Origin of the sequence: Parabacteroides sp. AM08-6 (assembly GCF_003473295.1) — a bacterium.
Taxonomy (GTDB): Bacteria; Bacteroidota; Bacteroidia; order Bacteroidales; family Tannerellaceae; genus Parabacteroides.
Genome location: NZ_QRMP01000028.1, coordinates 32,696 through 53,464, shown reverse-complemented (window position 1 = coordinate 53,464; position 20,769 = coordinate 32,696). Strand labels below are relative to the sequence as shown.

Genomic DNA, 20,769 nt, shown 5'->3' with positions numbered 1-20,769 from the left:
AAGGGGCTTTTGATTTTTATTCCTAATGCGTTTGCCCTGTAGTCATGCCGAAACTGACGGGAACAAGATATTTGTAACAAAGTATGTATTTCTACTTATTATCCATACCTGCAAATCCCATGCAAAGGGCTGTTACTGCATAGTACTCAAAGAATAAGGCAATGATTCAGGAGAAGTAGCCCAACTTTTGTTCGGAACATTTCCCATAACAAACGACAACACACCCCCCTTTTCTATATCTTCATGCAGAATATAACTCTTATCATACACTTTGCCATTCAATGTGGCAGACTGGATATAGATATTCTCTTCCGATACATTTTTAGCTATAATTTTAAAGATTTTCCCTTTCCCAACCGAGATGGCGACTTCCTCAAAACTGGGGCTTCCGATTACATAATAAGGCATCCCCGGACAAACCGGATAAAAACCGACCATGCTAAATACAAGCCATGCCGACATTTGTCCCGCGTCATCATTTCCGCACAACCCGTCAGGCGTGATGTAATATTCCTTATCAATCACATGTTGTACCCACTTCTGTGTTTTCCAAGGTTGGCCGGCATAATTAAACAAATAAGCCACATGGTGGCAAGGCTCGTTGCCATGCCAATAATATTCCTCTTCAAAAAAGCGATCCAGACGTTCCGTAAAACGGTCTTTTCCACCGATATGTTCTATCAAACCAGCTACATCCTGAGGGACATACCAAGTATAATGATAAGGTGTACCTTCACATATATAAGAAACAAAATTATTAGGTTCGAATGGGGTTATCCAAGAACCATCCGCATGTCTTCCTCTGGCATATCCGGTTTCCCGGTCAATCACATTTTTATAATTAAAAGCCCTTTGTTTTAAAAGCCGTGCATCTGCATCTTTTCCTAATTTATCAGCAACCCGGGATAATACAAAATCGTCATAAGCGTATTCAAGAGTTCTGGAAACCTGCTCCTTTTGATGGAAGGCCTCTTTGACACCATCTTCCAAAGGGACATAATTATATTTCAGATAAGATTCAGCGGCCCTACGTCCTTTTCCGCCAAGATAGCTGTTTCTATCCGGATTCGGTTCAAAAGCATTTTTACGCATCAGTTTATAAGCTTCCTCATAATCAAACCCTGGTAGATTTTTCAAAATAGCATCACCTATCAAAGAAAGACCATGGTCTCCAATCATAGCAGACGTATAATTATTCCAGGCAGGAAAAATCGGCAACCATCCTCCTTCTTGGCCTTTCACCACGAAAGAGTGGACCATATCCGCATTGATTTTGCTATCGATAATAGACAGTAAGGGATGTACAGCCCTATAAGTATCCCAGAGTGAAAAATCGCAATAATAATCAAAACCATCCGCTTTTGCAATTTCCTCTTTTGCACCAAAAACAGGATAGGACCCCTCCACGTCGCTAAATAAACGTGGCAATAAGCTGGCATTATAAAGCGCACTATAAAACTTGATTTTCTCATCTTCGTTCTTTCCTTTTACTTTGATTTTACCCAAAGCCTGCATCCAACGTGTTTTTGCCTCTTTTTTGACTTGGTTGAAATTCCATGCGGGAATTTCTTTATCCAAATTCAAACGGGCATTTTCCAAGCTGGTAAAAGAAGTGCCAACTTTCACTTTTACTTTACAAGGTTGACTGTTTGATAAACGAAGCCAAGCACCCACCGGCGTTTTATTCCCGGTAGTCCGGATTTGTCCCTTTATTTCCTGTTCACCATTCCACAAACCATATTCAGCTATATCACAGTCCAACTGAATCACAAAAAAGCCATTAAAACCCGCATATTTTCCGGAACCTTGATAAATACGATGAACAGGATTATAACCGCGAATCTCATGTTTTTGCACATCTATCTCAAGAAAACCAAGACCTTCATCACTATTCGGTTCAATCACCAAATACTGATTCCCTTCCTTTTTAAAATCAAATTGCATCATTCCGGCACGGGATAAACCGGTTAATTCAGCCTGAATTTCGTAATCTTTCAGATAAACACTATAGAAGAAAGGACTCGCTATTTCCTGTTTGTGGTCAAATTGAGAAGCTCTCTCTTCTGCCAGAAACACAGGCTTGCCCATCATAGGCATAATTGTAACAGTACCATAATCCTGCACACAAGAGCCATTCATCCAATGACTGCCCCTAAAGCCTTGGATTGCATCTTGATAATAGTAATAAGGAGACATACATTTCTGCTCCGTAGCTTGTGTTTGCGGAGTCCAATTCGTCATCCCATGCGGAACACCTACCAAAGGAGCAATCTGTCCCCGTTCTTCCTTAGTATTTTTCGCTATTCCTTTTACAATCCGTACATCTGTCCCAATAAGCGGATTGACATACGATGTATAATCTTTTTGGGCATTCAAGAAAGTCAAACTTCCCAACCCTGCTAAAATCACGACTAACAAAGATTTCATTTTTACAGCTTTTGATATATCAGGGAAGCTGAAAGTAGAAATTCCACTTTCTGCTAACCCCTATTAAATTAATCCATTGAACTTTATCCAAGAACACACGCTCCAACTCAAACTCCGCATCTTACCTCATAAGCAAGCAATCTGTTCACACGACTCAAAACTCCTAATTCTTCCGTATAGGAATATTCTTATTCTTGCCTTTTGCCTCTAAGATACCCCTATTCATAATTATTATTCATTTCCCCAAAGTTTCGAACCATTTCCCTTACTTTTTCTCCATTCATGACGCCATTTATGAATATCCGTATTGCTGATAAACGGTTTCAGACGACGCTCCTCCTTGGTCGGAGCAGGAGGTAAAGCACTTGCCTTGTCCTGATACCAATAAGCGACACTGGCCAAATCTAAGGTCAAATTGTTATTATGTCCATGCTCAATCGTTGCTTTCAGTTCTGTTTCAAAAAAGACCGGATCATTGATAAAGAAACGATAAACATGTGTACGTCCCAACCAGCCTATATCATTATTAACCCGCGGATAACCGAAATACGGATGGCTGAAAGGTTCTTTCGGACACCAGGATGTATTAAAGAAATCTTCCGTTCCTGTACCAATCAGCGAAGGTTTCTGTTCACCGTCAATAAACCACATATCATCACCCTCGCCATACCACATCGGAGTCGGACAATGCACATAATAGTTAATCCCCACAAAATGTCCTTTTCCTTTGATATCGGCAAAAACATAATTATCTGCTCCGGTCGTATTATTTTTGTTCTCTCCCACTACTCCCCATTCGGTTTCCCCTTCAGGCAGCGCATCTGTTAATTCATGATTATACCAAGCATGAAAACGCCCCATATCCTTCGGTAATTTATCCATTTCCAGATAATCCACATAAAAATAGAATGCTTCAATTGTATGATCCGACTGATTTTCGACTTCCAACCTGGCTCCTTTGGCAAAAGGCATAACGAAATAAGAGGACATCCCCGTCCCTCTGGCCGGACCGGCAGATAAAGGGAAAGAGGCATAGTTATATTGTTCGTTCCATCCTTGCCCGAAGAAAGGGCCGATGGGAGCTTCCACCGAAGGTTTCTCATTCCCGTCCCAATACATACGTAAAATGACATCATTACGAATCAGGCGGTCCGGTCCCGGGGCTATTGTTATCCAAATATGGTTTATTACACCACTACCTTTGATATCGGCAAATACGCGGGTTTCACCGGATTTGATATTTTCCAGCCTGTCATTGTTTCCTCCGGTAGGGTCGGTACTGCTAATTCTTTTATTACGTACCCCGTTTTTAACTTTCGCCAAATCGTATAACTCACCGGACACATTCTCCTGAGAAATACCGGACAAACTAAAAAACATCAGTCCGATAAGCAGGGATAAAAATTTAAATCTTACGTTTATCATACATATTACAAATTAAGTTGACAACAGTGTTTATTCATAATCAGACATTCAGATATAAACATAATTCCAAAGAATATATCAGAGACAACAAAATTAGCATAAGTTAATCGTTTTAGTTTACATTTCTACAGTGTTCTAAAACATAATATGAAAAATTAAAACAGGGAATAGGCAAATAAGTTATAAACAAACAAGCTATAAATTTCAAAGACCCTTCTTCTTTAAAGAAAAGTTAAAACCCGAATAAATGTTTTATAACACCTTCTATTTAGATTGCTAAAACGTTAAACCTATTACATTTGTATCGGTTAATCATTCTATTCTATACCATAAAAACAACTGATATGAAATCAATTTTTACTTCACCGACAGGCAAAAGCTACCTGATACCTTTTGTTTTGGTTACAAGTCTATTCTTAATGTGGGGAATGGCACACGGCTTGTTGGATGTATTAAACAAGCATTTCCAGGTGGCATTCACCATGTCGAAGGCACAATCGGGTCTGGTACAGTTTTCTACCTATATTGCTTATGCACTCATCAGTATCCCGGCCGGCCTGTTCATGAAACGGTTCGGATATAAAAAAGGAATTATTCTGGGACTGTTTTTGTATGCTATCGGAGCCTTCGGATTTATTCCGGCAGCACTTTTACATTCAGCCAATCCGTTCCTGATAGCTTTATTTGTTGTCGCTTGCGGATTATGTGTATTGGAAACCGCCGCCAATCCTTATTCAACGGTACTAGGACCGAAAGAAAACGCCGCCCAACGTATCAATTTATCGCAATCGTTCAACGGTTTGGGTTGGATATTAGGTCCGCTGATTGGCGGTCAACTTATTTTAGGAGCATCGCCGGAAGATACAATGGCTTTGACTAAGCCTTATATTATATTAGGTACAGCGACATTGCTGATTGCAGTACTGTTTTTCTTCACGAAATTACCGGATATCAAGGATGAAGAAGAGCCGAAAATAAAAGTCGAAGCGCAACCAACCCGTTCCATGTGGTCACACAAACATTTCGTATTGGCGGTTATTGCCCAATTTTTATATTGTGCAGCACAAACCGGAGTTTTTAGTTTCTTTATCAATTATGTAACGGAACTCGATTCATCAATTACTCCGTTGACGGCATCCCGTTTTCTGGCTTTCGGAGGAATGTTGTTATTCATGATAGGCCGTCTGACCGGTAGTGCGGTAATGGCTAAATTTGCTCCCAATAAGCTTCTGGCATTCTATTCCGTTATGTGCTGCATTGCCATGGTGCTGGTTATTTTAGAGTTAGGACAAATTTCTCTATATGCGCTCTATATTACATTCTTCTTCATGTCTATCATGTTCCCGACCATTTTTGCATTAGGACTGTCGGGAATGGGTATTTATACGAAAAAAGCATCCTCCTATATTATTATGGGAGTTGCCGGAGGAGCTTTTGCTCCTATGCTAATGGGATTCATCGGAGAGCAGAATATGGCTATCGGCTTCATTGTGCCATTGTTATGTTTTGCCTATATCGCTTATTTTGCTTTCAAGGGATACAAGTTGTAATTAATAATTGTCAGACTATAAATTAATGTTATGAAGAAATTAAGTCTAATTTTAGTAACCTTTCTGGTTATAGCAGGGCTTATACAAGCCCAGGACTACCCATTCAACGGATTAAATATGAGTATGGGAAATCTCTCCCGTTTGTCGAATGCGAAAACACGTTCGATTAGTCCGGAAAACTTCACCGGAGAGCCGGGAAAAGGCGGCATGGCCGACCCTAAAGACCGGGATTCCAGAAATATAGCCAATTCGTGGGGAGCAGCACGTGATTTAGGCAAAGGCTGGAAAGTAAATCCCTTCATTATCGTTAAACCAGGAGAAACCATCACTATTGCCGAAATGGAAGGTCCGGGTGCTATCCAACAAATCTGGATGACTCCTACCGGAAATTGGCGTTTTTCTATTATCCGTATGTATTGGGACGATGAAAAAGAGCCGTCGGTGGAATGTCCGATTGGTGACTTTTTCGCAAGTGCTTATAACGAATATGCACAATTATCCTCTCTGGCTATCTGTGTAAATCCCGGTAGCGCATTCAATTGCTACTGGCAAATGCCTTTCCGTAAAAAAGCACGTATCACTTTGGAAAATATTGATACACGCGATGAAATGCGTCTATACTACCAAATCAATTATACGTTGACGGACGTCCCGGCAGATGAAGGTTATTTCCATGCTCAATTCCGCCGTTCCAATCCAACACAAGGCTCACTCCATACACTGGTTGACGGCATTAAAGGAAAAGGACAATATGTAGGGACTTATCTGGCATGGCGTGTAAACGACAACCGTTGGTGGGGAGAAGGCGAAATCAAATTCTTTATGGACGGTGACAAGCAATATCCGACTATTTGCGGAACAGGAACCGAAGATTACTTCTGTGGTTCTTACAATTTTGAAAATGGGGCAACCCATCGATACCAGGAATTCACAACCCCTTATAGCGGTATGCATCAGGTTATCCGTCCGGACGGGCTTTATCGCGCTGTCACGGCTTTCGGACTTTACCGTTGGCATATCATGGACCCGGTCCGTTTCGATAAGGACTTGAAAGTTACCATCCAGGATTTAGGTTGGCGGCATGACGGTCGTTACAATAACCAGAAATCGGATATATCATCCACCGTATTCTGGTATCAGACCGAACCGCATGCCAAATTCCCGGCATTGCCCTCTAAAGATGAATTGGAAATTCCCTGATAGTAAGTGAATTTATGAAATACCCTATTCACATACTGGCAGCCATGATAGTAAGTGCTGTTTTTTGTACATGCAGCCAGTCTAATAAAAATAAAACAGAAATGAAATCATACGAAAAAGGGACATTCGGATACGACCTGGAATATTTATCCGTCAAAGACAGTCTGGTCATATTAAGTAGCGACGATAAGCTTTCACAGGTAATCGTCTCCCCCAAATATCAGGCAAAAGTATTTACATCGACAGCCGCCGGAGAAGCAGGGAAAAGCCTCGGATACCTGAATTACAATGCGCTCGATTCAAAAGAAACAAATGAGCACATGAACGGATACGGAGGTGAAAATCGTTTATGGCTGGGACCGGAAGGCGGACGTTACTCCATCTTCTTCAAGCCGGGAAGTGAACAGGTTTATGAAAACTGGCATACACCTAAACCCATCGATACCGAACCTTGGGAGGTGGTTACTTCCAATAGGCAATCGGTTGTATTGAAGAAAGATATGGAAGTTGCCAATTATTTGGGGAATAAAATGCACCTCAACGTAGACCGTAAAATCAGCATGTTAAGCCCTGCCGACATACAAGCCACATTAGGCATAAATCCGGGTAACAAAATCCAATCGGTTGCTTATGCTACTCAAAACAAAATAACCAATCTAAATGATTATGCCTGGACAAAAGAAACCGGAACGATTTGTATCTGGATGCTCGACATGTTCAATACAGCCCCCCATTCACTTACAATTGTACCTTTTAAAACGGGTGATGAAAAGGAATTAGGAAAAATAGCGACTACTGACTATTTCGGAGAGATTCCCGCCGAACGACTGAAAATAAAAGATGGCGTCCTATTCCTGAAAACCGACGGAAAATGCAGAAACAAGCTGGGGATGAATGCTATGCGGACAAAAGCAATTGCAGGGAATTATGACCCGGACTCCAAACGACTAACCATCACTACATTCGATACCGACAAAAATGGCATTTATCTCAACCAAGAATGGAATCCTGACAAAAATCCGCTTATCGGAGATGCTTTGAATGCCTATAATGACGGTCCGCTGGAAGATGGCAGTATCATGGGTCCCTTCCTGGAAGTGGAAAGTGCCTCACCGGCAGCTTTCCTCAATCCAGGAGAAACTTTACAACACAATCATAATGTATTCCATTTTGTGGGAGAAGAAACCGATTTAACTCCTATCACGGAAGCATTATTCGGGGTCTCGATTGAAGAGATCAAACGTGTATTCTAATCTTCGTTATTCAATTAAGCTAAACAATTAAAGACATGAAAAATTCATTTCCAAAAATTGGTATTCGCCCGGTTATTGACGGACGACGCCGCGGTATTCGTGAATCCCTGGAAGATATGACAATGGGATTGGCAGAAAGAGTGGCTAAACTATATACAGAAACACTCCGCTATCCGGATGGTTCACCGGTAGAATGCGTTATAGCCGACACCTGTATCGGCGGTGTAAAAGAAGCGGCAAACTGTGCCGAAAAATTTGCAAGAGCCGGAGTTGGTGTTTCCCTGTCCGTCACCCCTTGCTGGTGCTACGGTTCGGAAACAATCGACATGGACCCGCTCATTCCGAAAGCAATTTGGGGGTTCAACGGGACAGAACGTCCGGGGGCTGTTTATCTGGCAGCGGCATTGGCGGCGCACAATCAGAAAGGATTACCTGCATTCGGTATCTATGGCCATGACGTACAGGATGTAACAGACCCGACTATTCCTGATGATGTCAAAGAGAAATTGCTTCGCTTTGCCAAAGCCGGTCTGGCTGTCGCTATCATGCGTGGCAAATCTTATCTGGCTATCGGCTCTGTATCGATGGGTATCGCCGGTTCTATCGTCAACCCCGAATTCTTGCAGGAATACTTGGGCATGCGTGCAGAATATGTAGACTGTAGCGAATTGCTCCGTCGTATCCAGTTGGGAATTTACGATAAGGACGAATACGAAAAGGCACTTGCCTGGACAAAAAAGAATTGTATGTCACGGGAAGGGACTGATTACAATCCGGAAAGTATCAAACGAACACCCGAACAAAAAGAAGCTGATTGGGAATTTGTCGTAAAAATGACTCTTATCATGCGCGACCTGCTGATAGGTAACGAAAAATTGGCAGAAATCGGCTATAAGGAAGAGGCCATGGGGCATAACGCCATTGCCGGCGGTTTCCAGGGACAACGCCAGTGGACAGATTTCCTGCCAAACGGTGACTTCTCCGAAGCCATCCTCAATTCCTCTTTCGACTGGAACGGTATTCGTGCGCCTTTCACTTTCGCAACCGAAAACGATCATCTGAACGGCCTTTCCATGTTGTTTGGAAACTTGCTGACCAATACGGCCCAGATATTTGCCGATGTCCGTACCTATTGGAGTCCTGAAGCCATCGAACGTGTCAGTGGCTGGAAGCCGGAAGGATTGCTGGCCGAAGGAGCTATCCACCTCATCAATTCAGGTTCCTGTACCCTGGACGGAACCGGGCAACAAACCAAAGACGGCCAACCGGTGATGAAACCTTATTGGGAAATATCGGAAGAAGAAGTAGAAAAAATGCTGGACGTAACAACCTGGTATCCGGCCTCATTAGAATATTTCCGCGGAGGAGGCTATTCTTCGAATTTCCTGACAAAAGCAGGTATGCCTGTTACGATGTGCCGGCTGAACCTGACCAAAGGGATAGGCCCGGTGTTGCAGATTGCCGAAGGGTGGACAGCGACATTCCCTGACGATGTATTTGATATTATCAACAAACGAACAGATAAAACCTGGCCGACCACCTTCTTCGTTCCCCGCGTCACAGGAAAAGGACATTTCAAAGATGTATATTCCGTTATGAATTACTGGGGAGCCAACCATGGAGCCATCAGTTACGGACACATCGGGGCAGATTTGATTTCAATGGCCTCCATGCTTTCGATACCTGTTTGTATGCACAATGTGGATGAAGACAAGATATTCCGTCCCTCTGCATGGAATGCCTACGGTTCGGATATAGAAGGTTCAGATTACAGAGCCTGTACCGCCTACGGGCCTCTGTACAAATAAAAAGAATGATGAAAAAAGTCTCAATAAAAGATATAGCACGGGAAGCCGGCGTTTCAAACGCGACTGTGTCATTAGTATTAAACGGAAAAGAGAAAGAAGGACGTGTCAGCAAAGAAGTTGCAGACCGTGTAAGAAAAATAGCGGACGAAATGAACTACCAGCCTAACGGTCTGGCAAGAAGTTTGCAAAGTGGCCGCACTTATACGATAGGCTTGATTGTCGCGGACATCTCAAACCCTTTTTTCGGTACGTTGGCTTACTATGTACAGGAACAAATAGAAAAAGCCGGCTATACGGTTATGATTATGAACACAAATGAAAGTGATCAGCAAATAGATAAAATCATATCCAATCTGGTCAACCGGCAAGTCGACGGCTACATCATCGTGCCTACCGAACACGGAGAACCGTATATCAACCGTCTGCTCAATTCCAATGTCCCTTTAGTCCTGTTGGATAGATACTATCCGGCCCTGCCGACCTACAATGTAATGATAGACAGTTATCAGGCATCATTTCAAGCAACCAATCTGTTAATCAGGAAAGGGTGCAAAAATGTCGGATTGCTCATGTATCAAAATACGCAATCCCACATGAACGAACGTAAACACGGATATATCGATGCCCTCCAACAGGCTGGCTTATTCAAGGAAGAATTAATAAAACAGGTAGATTTCTCTAATTTGAAGTCAGATATATACAATGCCGTCGCTTCATTACTCCAACTTAAGGTCGATGGTATTTTATTCGCGACAAACACGATTTCCTTATTAGGCCTGCATGCCCTGATGGAGAACGGCATAAAAATATTGGATGAGATACAAGTTGTCTGTTTCGACCGGAGTGAGGCATTCGAATTCATGCCCCATCCTATTCCTTATATCCAGCAACCTATTGAGGCAATGGGACGCAAAGCTGCCGATTTGTTGTTAGAACAATTAAGTTCAGACGAACGAATTGTACAAACCTGCAAATTCCCGGCTACTCTCGTTCATGAATAAATCTATTGGATTTATCTTCCTATCGGATTTTTTCTTTATGTTTGCAATCTATCTATAACAGACAAAATGAAGAAGATTAATTTTACGACAGCCGTTTTGGTTGTATATCTGATAGTAATGAGCGTGATAGGCTGGCCGGGGAAACAAGCGGAACCGGATTATGTACAATATTTCAGCATCATCATTGTAACTTGCGTAGTCATTGGTATCTTACGGTTTGTCCAAATCAAACGGTACAAATTGCGGGAGAAAAGGAGGAAAGAAAATCAGTAGAGATTCTTTTCTCCCAATAGAAGAAAACGAAAAGGACCTCGGCAATAATCGTCGAGGTCCTTTGCTTTATACTATTTTCAGTCTCCACTGGAACACGGAATTTTCATCCGCATCAAATGCCAGTGCCATCGTAGTGGCACAACAGTGCCATGCCTATGGCATTACAGTGCCACTACGATGGCACTGTGAAAAGTAAATGATGGTTCAGCGAACTGTTTGGGGAGGATTTACAATTTATCTTTTAGGTATCTGCCGGTATAAGAAGTAGCGCACATTGCTATTTCCTCAGGCGTTCCGGCACAAACTAAGTTGCCACCGGCATTTCCTCCTTCAGGACCCAAATCGATTACATAATCGGCACATTTAATGACATCCATGTTATGCTCGATAATAACAACCGTATGGCCTTTATCTATCAAGGCATTAAAAGCCTTCAACAATGTTTTTATATCATGGAAATGCAAGCCGGTGGTCGGCTCATCGAATACGAAAAGAGTGGGTTGCTGCTTCTCCTGTCCCAAGTAATAAGCCAGCTTCACACGCTGGTTTTCACCACCGGAAAGAGTCGATGAAGTTTGCCCCAGTTTAATATAACCGATACCCACATCCTGCAAAGGCTTCAGTTTTCTGATAATCTTCTTTTCCTGCGTTCCGGGATATTGCTCAAAGAACTCGATAGCCTGGTTGACTGTCATTTCCAGCATATCATAAATATTAACGCCATGATATTCGACTTCCAGTACATCCGACTTAAAACGTTTTCCATGACAAGCCTCGCATTCGAGCGTGATATCAGCCATAAATTGCATTTCGACCGTAATTTTGCCTTCACCTTTACATTCTTCACAACGCCCGCCCTCTTTGTTGAAAGAGAAATAAGCCGGGGAATATCCCATTTGCTTAGCTAACGGTTGGTCTCCAAAAAGTTTTCGTATCTCGTCGTAAGCACCGATATAAGTAACCGGGTTCGAGCGGGAGCTTTTCCCGATAGAGTTCTGGTCGACAAACTCAATCCCCTTCACCAGGTGCATATCTCCGTTCAGGCCACAACAATCCACCATCAGACGGGCAGCCTCATCCAGGTAGTGCTTTACACCTTCATAGAAAATATCACGCACCAACGAACTCTTGCCGGAACCGCTGACGCCCGTTACCACCGTCATTACGTTTAACGGGAATTTCACATCTATTCCTTTCAGGTTATTCTTGCGTGCCCCCTTCACCTCGATATAATTATTCCACAAACGGCGGAAAGCGGGCACTTCTATTTTATCCTCACCTGTCAGATAACCGACCGTATAACTGTTGCTGCTGGTTTTCAGGTTATTCACATCCCCTTGATAAACCACCTCTCCTCCCAGACGACCGGCTTTCGGACCGATATCGATAATATAATCGGCGGCACGGATAATTTCCTCATCATGCTCCACCACCACAACCGTATTCCCCAATTCCTGCAACTGGCGCAATACTTGAATCAACAAATCCGTGTCGCGGGAATGAAGCCCTATACTCGGTTCATCCAGGATATAAAGCGAACCGACCAAGCTGCTGCCCAAAGAAGTTGCCAGATTAATCCGCTGGCTCTCCCCTCCGGATAGGGAAGCCGACAAGCGGTCGAGCGTCAGATAACCCAGTCCGACATCCAGCAGGAATTGCAACCGGTTGGAGATTTCCGTCAACAGGCGTTTAGCAACAGAAGCATCGTTTTCATCCAGTTCAAGCTGTTCAAAAAAGGCTTTTGCCTCCGTAATCGGCAAAGTCACCAGCTCGGCTATATTTTTACCTCCGACCTGTACATATAAGGCTTCAGGCCGCAGGCGGGAACCTTTACAAGTCGGGCAAACCGTTTTCCCCCTGTAGCGGGCCTGCATCACACGGTATTGGATTTTATACAGGTTTTCTTCCACGAACTTGAAGAAGTCGTCAATTCCATGCAATCCTTTCGCTCCATGCCAAAGCAAGTCTTTTTCCTTTTGAGTCAAATCGTAATAGGGACGATGGATTGGAAAATTATATTTTTCACTTCGCGCGATAAATTCTTTCAGCCATTCGCCCATCACCTCCCCTTTCCAGCAGACTACCGCTCCTTGAAAGACAGAAAGGCTTTTATCCGGAACAACGAGGTTTTCATCTATCCCCAACACTTTCCCGAATCCCTCGCAAGTCGGACAAGCTCCCAGCGGATTGTTGAAACTGAACATCATGTCGCTTGGCTCCTCGAACGTCATTCCATCAGCTTCAAACTTTTTTGAATATTCTTTTACAACGGTTCCTTCCGGGGTATAAATACGTATCAGACAGGTGTCATGCCCCTCGAAGAACGCGGTCTCGGCGGAGTCTGCCAAACGGCTTTTCAGCGTTTTATCCGTGGAAACCGTCAAACGGTCTATCAGCAACTCGATTACAGGGGAAGAGAGCAAGGCATCATCAGCCAGCACTTCCCCGATACGATAAACCGTATCATGAATGGAAAGACGGGTATAGCCTTCCTTTTGTAAGATTTCCAACTGTTCTTTTATTCCCCGTCCATCAGGCAAAACGACTGGTGCATAAACAGCAAAACGGGTTCCTTCCGGATAGGAAAGCACCTCTTTTACAATGTCGTTTACTTGATGTTTCCTGACTTCCAGACCGGAAACAGGCGAAATGGTTTTTCCAATACGGGCATACAACAGGCGCAGATACTCGTATATCTCGGTAGAAGTCCCCACCGTTGAACGCGGATTGCGGGTATTTACTTTTTGTTCGATGGCTATCGCGGGCGGAATGCCTTTGATATAATCACATTCAGGTTTGCCCATGCGTCCCAAAAACTGGCGGGCATAAGCGGAAAGACTTTCGACGTAGCGCCGTTGTCCTTCCGCATATAATGTATCAAATGCTAACGATGATTTTCCACTACCTGATAATCCGGTTATGACAACCAATTTGTCGCGGGGTATCTCGACATCAATATTCTTTAAGTTATTAATACGAGCTCCCTTGATAAATATCGAATTGTTTTCAGACATATTCTTTTCCTTGTTTTTATTCGGTTTGGCAACTATTCATTTACCACCTTGCAAATTTAGAAAAGTAATATCGTTCTGACAAGCAATCGACTGGCATTCACATTCCGAAACAATCTCAGGCGGTTTGTCCGGTTACCCTTAACCGGCCCCTTGCGAGCCGGGATTTAGAGCCGGCAACCAGGGATAATGTCCTTGTGTGTTTACTTTACGCCGGTAGAGCTTATTTCCGGACAGCACATACAGTACATTCAACTCTTTTCCACCAAAGCAAAGAGAACTTATTCTCCCTGAAGGCAATGTCAAAATTGCACGGACGCGCCCATTATGGTCGCAGACCTGCACACCCATTACGGTTGCAATAAACAAATTGCCATTCCGGTCGAACACCATATTCCCATTTTCAGTCCAATCATAATTTTCAGTATTATGCAGCCAATAGAAACGTTGTCCATTCTCCGTCTTCCCCTCTTCCGTAACCGTATAGCTATACAGCCACTGGGAGTTTTTCTCCGACCGCAACATCAATTGCAGATTAGGGAATAAAGCCAAATAACCGCCGCCATTCAGCTGCCGGTTCAGAAGTTGCTTAGGAGCATTCGGTTGAATCAGCCACAGGCAGTCGTCCTCTCCGGAGGCTTGCGTAAGGTAAATAGAACCTTTTTCCGTGGCCAAAACCGATTCAATCCGGTTCAGTCCTTTAGCTATCGTTCTTTTCTTCCCGTTTCCGGCTTCAATCAGATTACCTTTCGTGTCAGCTAAATAAAGATGTTCGCCTGTTGACCCGACTAACGATTCATTCGCATTTAAAGTTAAAACAGTAGACAAATTCCCTTCTGCGTCCAACTGATAGACTTTATGTTTCTCATCCTGCACCAAAACACCTCCGTCCCGGGTAGCAAACAACTGTCCCTGGGGAGTGAACGATAAATCCACCGGTTCCCATTCACAGTCTTTCAACACTATTCCGGGAAGCATGTTATTAGACGAATTTCCTTTCTGGACTCTATGCGGCCAACCTTTCCACAACCAGCGCATAACATCCGGGAATATCAGGGCTGCATGCGTACCGTCGTGTCCGCCATGTCCCCAGGAATGTGCCACTTCATAACCGGAAAAACGCAAAGCTGATTCCATCAGCACATTCGACTCATACCAACTTCCGAACAGTGGATTCCATGTATCCTGGCTTCCGTCTTCCAAGAAAATACGCAATGGCTTGGGCTCCGTTTTTCTAATCAGAGCGGGATATTCGTTTCCACCGCGCATCGGAACATACGTCCCGATGGCACTATACACGCGGCTGAAAGCATCCGGCCGAAACCAAGCTGCCGTAAAAGCGCAAATAGCTCCGCTGCTACATCCGGAAATAGCCCGGTCATTAGCATCTTTTGATAAGCGGATGGGGCGTCCGTCGGCAGTAGACTGTTGTTCGACCTCCGGCAAAAGTTCTTCAAGCAAGAAACGGGCGAACGTATCATCCGTTTTATCGAATTCGTTGCTCCGGTTATATCGCAGGACTTCTCCTTTGGCATTCCTCACCTCGCCGGGAGCAACAAAAACACCGATTGTTACCGGCATTTCGCCGGAAGCAATCAAATTGTCGAATACTGTCGGCGCATTATGTTGCACACCGTCCAAAGAAACAAACAAGCAAGCCGGCTCATCCGGATTATATCCTGCCGGAACGTAAATCCAATAAGACCGCTGCGTACCGGGATAAATCTTTGAGGACGAGAACTCCCTTTGCATAACTTCGCCGGGAGTACCGTTTTCCAGAGGCTGTGTAGCAGGGTCGAATGGATAAGCCTGTGTATCTGCATTCTGTGCAAAAGCCAGACTTCCTATAAACAATGAAACAACTGTTATTAATAATCTTAGTATATTCATACTAAATTATTTTTAATAAACAGGAATGTTCTCTATACTTACCGGACCAACCAAACCTGACTTCTGCAAAGCATCTTCCGGTTTGAAATTAAGACATGGAGCCCATGTTTTCCGTTCATTTTCAGGCAATCCGCTATCACCAATCAAGCGATTCATCCAAGTGGTGACAACTTCTATTTCCACTTTATTCTTTCCTTTCTTCACAAAGTCCGTTATGTCCACTTTGTAAGGAGGAGTCCAGACACCGCCGGCATACTGACCGTTCACTTTGACTTTAGCCATCACGCCTACATCATTCAGGTTCAGCAATAACTGTCCTTCCGGTTTCTTTTTCAGATTAAAGTCCTTTTCATACAAAAGGGTTCCCGAATAATGACGGATGTCGAAGTTTTCATTTTTACTGATATCTTCCAATTGAGCGAATGTAACCGGAGTTTCCGGTCCTCTCTTTTGAGCATCGAACGTTACTTTCCATGAACCATCCAACTGAACCAGTGTTTCAGGAGTCGGGAAATTAACCGAAATATCTGTTCCTTTAGCAGCAGAAGCCGGTTTACGGAAAACAACAAATGCACTTTCAAAAGGATACAATCTCATCGGCACTACAGTTCCGGTAGAAGTCTGCTCCCAACCTGAAAGCGTACGAATACTACCTGTTACGGCATTCCACAATTCCGGTTGTTTGGAACGAACACGGAACTCAGGATTTATTTCAATTGTCTTGTCCGCTTGATTAGTTATAAAATAGATTTCAGTATCCCCATCCGTACGATGACCATACAGAACCGGGTCGTCCGCCGTCAATTTACAATCGGGCGTACATCCGATATGCCGGAATGCTTCTTCCATCGTCATGCCATACAAAAGCTGTCCTTTTCCTCTTCGTACATGTTTTACATTTACGCCATCGAGACCTGCCCAAAGCTGGTCGGCCATTTCCTTCACTTGCTTATCGGCAACACCGTAATTTTCCATACTCGGAGAACGCTTAGGAGCCGGCCCCATAATAACAGCACCCGCTTCCACCAACTTTTTAATTTTCGCCAGCAGTTCAGGACGCATCGTTTCCAGTTTCGGAAGAACCAAAATTCGATACTGAGTACCATGAGGCAAAGTAAGCAAGCCATCTCTTACAAACATATCCCGTTCGATAACTTCCGCATTGATATAGTCAAACTGATACCCTTTCGGCAGGGCCGGATCCGCAATACCGGTCATCTTCGGAGCGTCCTCACCGATAAAATAAGCGACATCGGCCACATTCAATCCCTGCTGCAACATATAGTTGACACGTTTCAGGTAAGAAGTAAACAAATCCATCTGCGAGAACCAAGTATTCTTCCGGTTAAACTCACTGCTGAACCAAGCATTCACGCCCGGCTCCCGATCCTCAAACGGTTGTTCGATATAAAGATGTAATAAAGTATTATTAATCCCTTCCGAGAAGAAACGGTCGCCTCTCTGTTTCATCATAGCCGGATAACAAGTGAACGGAACGCCACCGCTGGTAAATGATTCGGCCGAGATTTTTGTCTTTCCATAAATATGTCCGCAAGAAGAAGCCGCCCGGTTTTCGATATTACCCAAATCCCCGAAGCTCCAGAATTCACCGCCTATCTCATCAGACTGGCCGCCATATTGCAGGAATTCACCCGGAAATCCCCAGTGGCCGTAATTCTCCAACCAAGTAGTCAGTCCGTACCGATGGCAAACATCACGCAACCCACCGACATAATCATAAGAGACTTTATCGGAAATCAGACGGCGCAAATCCCATAAGAAACGGTCGGAAGCATCTTCACTTTGCACGACATATCCTTTAAATACAGGCAAGAAAGGAAGAGGGTCATACCCGTAACGTTCCTCAAATATCCGTAGGAAATTGTCTGTAAAGTTCTGTCCGCCCGTTTCATAGCTATCCTGTACCACCACTTTCCAACATTTACGGTCTTCCGCCGGAATACGACGAAGTACTTCTCCCATATAAGCATCAAAATGGGCCTCAATATGTTTACGACTCATTTTGTCTGTTTCCAAACCGGTTGCTTCAGGGTCAGCGGGAGCATTGGTAACACCTGTCGGCAACATACCTGTACGCATCACTGTCCAATCACCTGCCGGGGCATCCCAAACCAAACGGTCGTCTTGCATATTGGAAGAAAGGTCGATTACTTTAGACGGTTCAATCAACAAAGACAAATCATCTACAGCAGGCTGTTCCGGCCATTGATATTCATGCCAGTAAGGAAGTGGAGTCTGGAACATCTTCGCCAATGTTTTTTCCGGATAACGCTCTATGGCCGGTGCAGAAGAGAATTCGAGCTCATTAATTCCTGAATTCTGTACCATCTCACTAAATTCCAAGCGGAATTCCGAAGCGGTTGTAGCCGGAGTTGATACGACAATCGGAGCATAAGGCTCAAAACCTACATTCAGTGCATCATTGTAACGATCTATATTAAATTCGGCCAATGTCCGGTATGCGTTATTTTCTTTTACCAGCAAGCGGCCTTTACCTCTAACCGCTCTATGAACCGGATAAAGCTTCAAGCTGCGCAAGGTAAAGGGCTTATCCGTCCGGAAATCGACCTGTACGGGCTGCTCCTGATTCTCGGCAAACACAAGCCCAGTCTCGACATTTCCGTCAATCAGGTTATTCAAGTCCTTCAAAGCAGATTGGGAAGTTACTTGTGTGTTGGCCAACGATAGCAGATTTGCCTTTTTATCCACAGAGGGGAAAGCAATCACCTTTACGTCCTGAAAATCCTTATCAGGTTTAGGTAAAGAAATATCCACCTTCTTTCCTCCGGCAACCTCAGCCTTGACGGATGTCAAATAGCGCATGGCCTGCCCCGGTTTCACCCACGGACCGCCTGACTGACTCCAACCCGGTGAATTGAATATACCTATTTCTATATTCAACTCGGTCGCTGTTTTAAGTGTGGTATGGAGTATTTTCCACCATTCTTCACTGCCGAATTTCACTTTACCGGAAATACCGTCTACACCGATATTCCCGATGAAAGCACGATTTATGCCTGCTTCCTTCATGGCATGCAGGTCTTTTACAACTCCCTCTTCAGAGATATTACCGGAAATCCAATACCAATACACGGAAGTCTGTACATCATCCGAAGGCTTGATAAAGTTGGTTTCCAACATCGTTTGCTCTTGTGCGTTAGCAGCCAAAGGAGCTAACAAAGAAAGAGATAATAACGTATGAACAAGTGTTTTCCTCATGGTCTATTTAATTTAGATTTGGTCGTAAAAGTAGCAAGATAATGACTTTTTCGACTATTCATATTGATTTATCTCTTTAGAAAAATGATAAAATTGCAATACTTATCCTTATATTTGCACACAATATTGTTATAACAAATTCTCAAACCTGAAAAAATTCATGGTCAATAAATACCTCCGCCTATTTTTGGTACTATTACTTTGTGCAGTAACTTCATGTAAAACGACACAACAGCTTCCGCAGCAAACAGCCACCGGGAAAGAAGCAAAACGTGAATTCCGAGGAGCTTGGATACAAACTGCATTTCAGGGTGAATATAAAGATATGACACCCGCTCAGATGAAAAAAGACTTTATCCGTAAACTCGATTATCTGCAGAAATGCGGTATCAATGCCATCGTGTTTCAAGTTCGTCCCGAAGCGGATGCTTTTTACAAATCGGATATCGAACCGTGGAGCCGTTTCTATACCGGCGAACAGGGAAAAGCTCCTGCCGGCAATTTTGATGTCATGGCTTTTCTCATCCAAGAATGCCACAAGCGGAATATGGAATTTCATGCATGGCTGAACCCTTACCGGGCCAGCACAGCCGGAAATACCCGTTTTGCCGATTCACATATTTATAATAAACACCCCGAATGGTTTGTCACCTATAATAAACAAATCCTATTTGACCCGGGATTACCGGAAAGCCGGCAATTTATCTGCCGTGTAGTACGAGACATCGTGAGCCGCTACGACGTGGACGCCATACACATGGATGATTATTTCTATCCGTATCCGGCCGCCGGCATGCCCTTCCCCGACGACAACAGCTTCCGCAAATACGGACTGAACAAAGGATATACCGCCGCTCAACGTGGGGATTGGCGCCGGGAAAACGTAAACCAACTGATACGCGAAATCAAGCGTACCATCCTGCTGGCTAAACCTTGGGTACGGTTCGGCATCAGTCCTTTCGGCATTTACCGGAACAAAAAAAGCACTCCCGATGGTTCGGGTAGCGAAACAAACGGCCTGCAAAACTATGACGACCTGTATGCCGACATCACATATTGGGTAAAACAGGGTTGGATAGACTATAACATTCCGCAGATATATTGGGAAATCGGTCATCCGGCAGCAGATTATATTACATTAATTAAATGGTGGGATAAAAATGCGAATGGGGGACATCTTTACATCGGGCAGGATGTGGCACGTACGATGAAAGCCGAGCAACTCACCCGTAAGATGCGTTACGAACGCGCTCTTCCTAACGTAAAAGGGAACTGTTTCTGGCCGGCAAACGAGATACTATGGAATAATAAAGGCGTAGCAGACAGCCTCAAACGCAATTATCATCGTTACCCGGCATTAATACCCGCCTATACTCACCTTCATAACCGTGCCCCGCAAGAGGTGAAGAAGCTGAAAACGGAATGGACAGCCAAAGGACTCCTGCTTCACTGGCAAACTCCGCAAAGCCCTACCAACCCAGAGCTGGCCAATTATTTCGTTATTTATCGCTTTGAAGAAAAAGAGCCGGTCAATATAAACGACCCTTCTAAAATCGTAGCTATCACACGTGAAACAAGCTATTTGCTGCCTTACGACAAGGGAATACGGAAATACCGGTATGTGGTAACAGCCGTAGACCGTTTCCACAATGAGAATAAAGGCAAAAGTAAAAAAGTCAAACTTTAAGTCC

At 43.9% G+C, this 20,769-nt stretch carries 12 protein-coding genes; 7 read left to right on the top strand and 5 right to left on the bottom strand.

What is annotated here, in order from left to right; all coding sequences use genetic code 11:
- Positions 1-132: 132 nt before the first annotated feature.
- Both DW103_RS14600 and DW103_RS14595 read right to left on the bottom strand, forming a co-directional pair.
- The gene (locus tag DW103_RS14600) at positions 133-2,427 is read right to left on the bottom strand and encodes a GH92 family glycosyl hydrolase (RefSeq protein ID WP_122277413.1); all 2,295 of its coding nucleotides are present in this window, start codon (positions 2,425-2,427) and stop codon (positions 133-135) included.
- 231 nt (positions 2,428-2,658) lie between these two features.
- Positions 2,659-3,852 (bottom strand): glycoside hydrolase family 172 protein, encoded by a 1,194-nt coding sequence (locus tag DW103_RS14595; RefSeq protein WP_122277411.1) that lies wholly within the window; start codon positions 3,850-3,852, stop codon positions 2,659-2,661.
- Positions 3,853-4,196: 344 nt separating this feature from the next.
- Here DW103_RS14595 and DW103_RS14590 point away from each other — a divergent pair, with 344 nt between their 5' ends.
- The 6 genes from DW103_RS14590 (at position 4,197) to DW103_RS14565 (ending at position 10,937) form a co-directional block, all read left to right on the top strand.
- Complete coding sequence (locus DW103_RS14590) at positions 4,197-5,402, top strand: sugar MFS transporter (RefSeq protein WP_199653033.1); 1,206 nt, start codon at positions 4,197-4,199, stop codon at positions 5,400-5,402.
- Between the two features lie 30 nt (positions 5,403-5,432).
- Positions 5,433-6,602 (top strand): glycoside hydrolase family 172 protein, encoded by a 1,170-nt coding sequence (locus DW103_RS14585; RefSeq protein WP_122277409.1) that lies wholly within the window; start codon positions 5,433-5,435, stop codon positions 6,600-6,602.
- Positions 6,603-6,703: 101 nt separating this feature from the next.
- Positions 6,704-7,855 carry a DUF6786 family protein gene (locus DW103_RS14580; RefSeq protein ID WP_233545705.1) on the top strand — a complete coding sequence of 384 codons (1,152 nt, stop codon included), beginning with the start codon at positions 6,704-6,706 and terminating at the stop codon, positions 7,853-7,855.
- A 35-nt stretch (positions 7,856-7,890) separates the two neighbouring features.
- Positions 7,891-9,663, top strand: a complete 1,773-nt coding sequence (locus DW103_RS14575; RefSeq protein WP_122277405.1) for an L-fucose isomerase — start codon at positions 7,891-7,893, stop codon at positions 9,661-9,663.
- A 5-nt stretch (positions 9,664-9,668) separates the two neighbouring features.
- The gene (locus tag DW103_RS14570; RefSeq protein ID WP_158576702.1) at positions 9,669-10,664 is read left to right on the top strand and encodes a LacI family DNA-binding transcriptional regulator; all 996 of its coding nucleotides are present in this window, start codon (positions 9,669-9,671) and stop codon (positions 10,662-10,664) included.
- A 66-nt stretch (positions 10,665-10,730) separates the two neighbouring features.
- A complete protein-coding gene (locus tag DW103_RS14565) occupies positions 10,731-10,937 on the top strand; it encodes a hypothetical protein (protein ID WP_122277401.1) in 207 nt (68 codons plus the stop codon).
- Positions 10,938-11,164: 227 nt separating this feature from the next.
- Here DW103_RS14565 and uvrA read toward each other — a convergent pair whose 3' ends face one another.
- The 3 genes from uvrA to DW103_RS14550 all read right to left on the bottom strand — a co-directional run bounded on the left by uvrA (position 11,165) and on the right by DW103_RS14550 (position 19,078).
- Entirely contained in the window at positions 11,165-13,951 is a 2,787-nt protein-coding gene (gene uvrA, locus DW103_RS14560) for an excinuclease ABC subunit UvrA (RefSeq protein WP_122277400.1), read from the bottom strand.
- A 138-nt stretch (positions 13,952-14,089) separates the two neighbouring features.
- A complete protein-coding gene (locus tag DW103_RS14555; protein WP_122277397.1) occupies positions 14,090-15,838 on the bottom strand; it encodes an alpha/beta hydrolase-fold protein in 1,749 nt (582 codons plus the stop codon).
- A gap of 12 nt (positions 15,839-15,850) precedes the next feature.
- The gene (locus DW103_RS14550) at positions 15,851-19,078 is read right to left on the bottom strand and encodes a glycosyl hydrolase (protein WP_122277395.1); all 3,228 of its coding nucleotides are present in this window, start codon (positions 19,076-19,078) and stop codon (positions 15,851-15,853) included.
- A 160-nt stretch (positions 19,079-19,238) separates the two neighbouring features.
- Between DW103_RS14550 and DW103_RS14545 the strand changes: the two genes are divergently transcribed.
- A complete protein-coding gene (locus DW103_RS14545) occupies positions 19,239-20,765 on the top strand; it encodes a glycoside hydrolase family 10 protein (protein ID WP_122277393.1) in 1,527 nt (508 codons plus the stop codon).
- Positions 20,766-20,769: the final 4 nt, after the last annotated feature.

Coding starts and splice junctions, on each gene's coding strand:
- DW103_RS14555 (WP_122277397.1), bottom strand. CDS start 15,838: ATGAATATACTAAGATTATTAATAACAGTTGTTTCATTGTTTATAGGA.
- DW103_RS14585 (WP_122277409.1), top strand. CDS start 5,433: ATGAAGAAATTAAGTCTAATTTTAGTAACCTTTCTGGTTATAGCAGGG.
- DW103_RS14600 (WP_122277413.1), bottom strand. CDS start 2,427: ATGAAATCTTTGTTAGTCGTGATTTTAGCAGGGTTGGGAAGTTTGACT.
- DW103_RS14575 (WP_122277405.1), top strand. CDS start 7,891: ATGAAAAATTCATTTCCAAAAATTGGTATTCGCCCGGTTATTGACGGA.
- DW103_RS14550 (WP_122277395.1), bottom strand. CDS start 19,078: ATGAGGAAAACACTTGTTCATACGTTATTATCTCTTTCTTTGTTAGCT.
- DW103_RS14570 (WP_158576702.1), top strand. CDS start 9,669: ATGATGAAAAAAGTCTCAATAAAAGATATAGCACGGGAAGCCGGCGTT.
- DW103_RS14545 (WP_122277393.1), top strand. CDS start 19,239: ATGGTCAATAAATACCTCCGCCTATTTTTGGTACTATTACTTTGTGCA.
- DW103_RS14595 (WP_122277411.1), bottom strand. CDS start 3,852: ATGATAAACGTAAGATTTAAATTTTTATCCCTGCTTATCGGACTGATG.
- DW103_RS14565 (WP_122277401.1), top strand. CDS start 10,731: ATGAAGAAGATTAATTTTACGACAGCCGTTTTGGTTGTATATCTGATA.
- DW103_RS14590 (WP_199653033.1), top strand. CDS start 4,197: ATGAAATCAATTTTTACTTCACCGACAGGCAAAAGCTACCTGATACCT.
- uvrA (WP_122277400.1), bottom strand. CDS start 13,951: ATGTCTGAAAACAATTCGATATTTATCAAGGGAGCTCGTATTAATAAC.
- DW103_RS14580 (WP_233545705.1), top strand. CDS start 6,704: ATGAAATCATACGAAAAAGGGACATTCGGATACGACCTGGAATATTTA.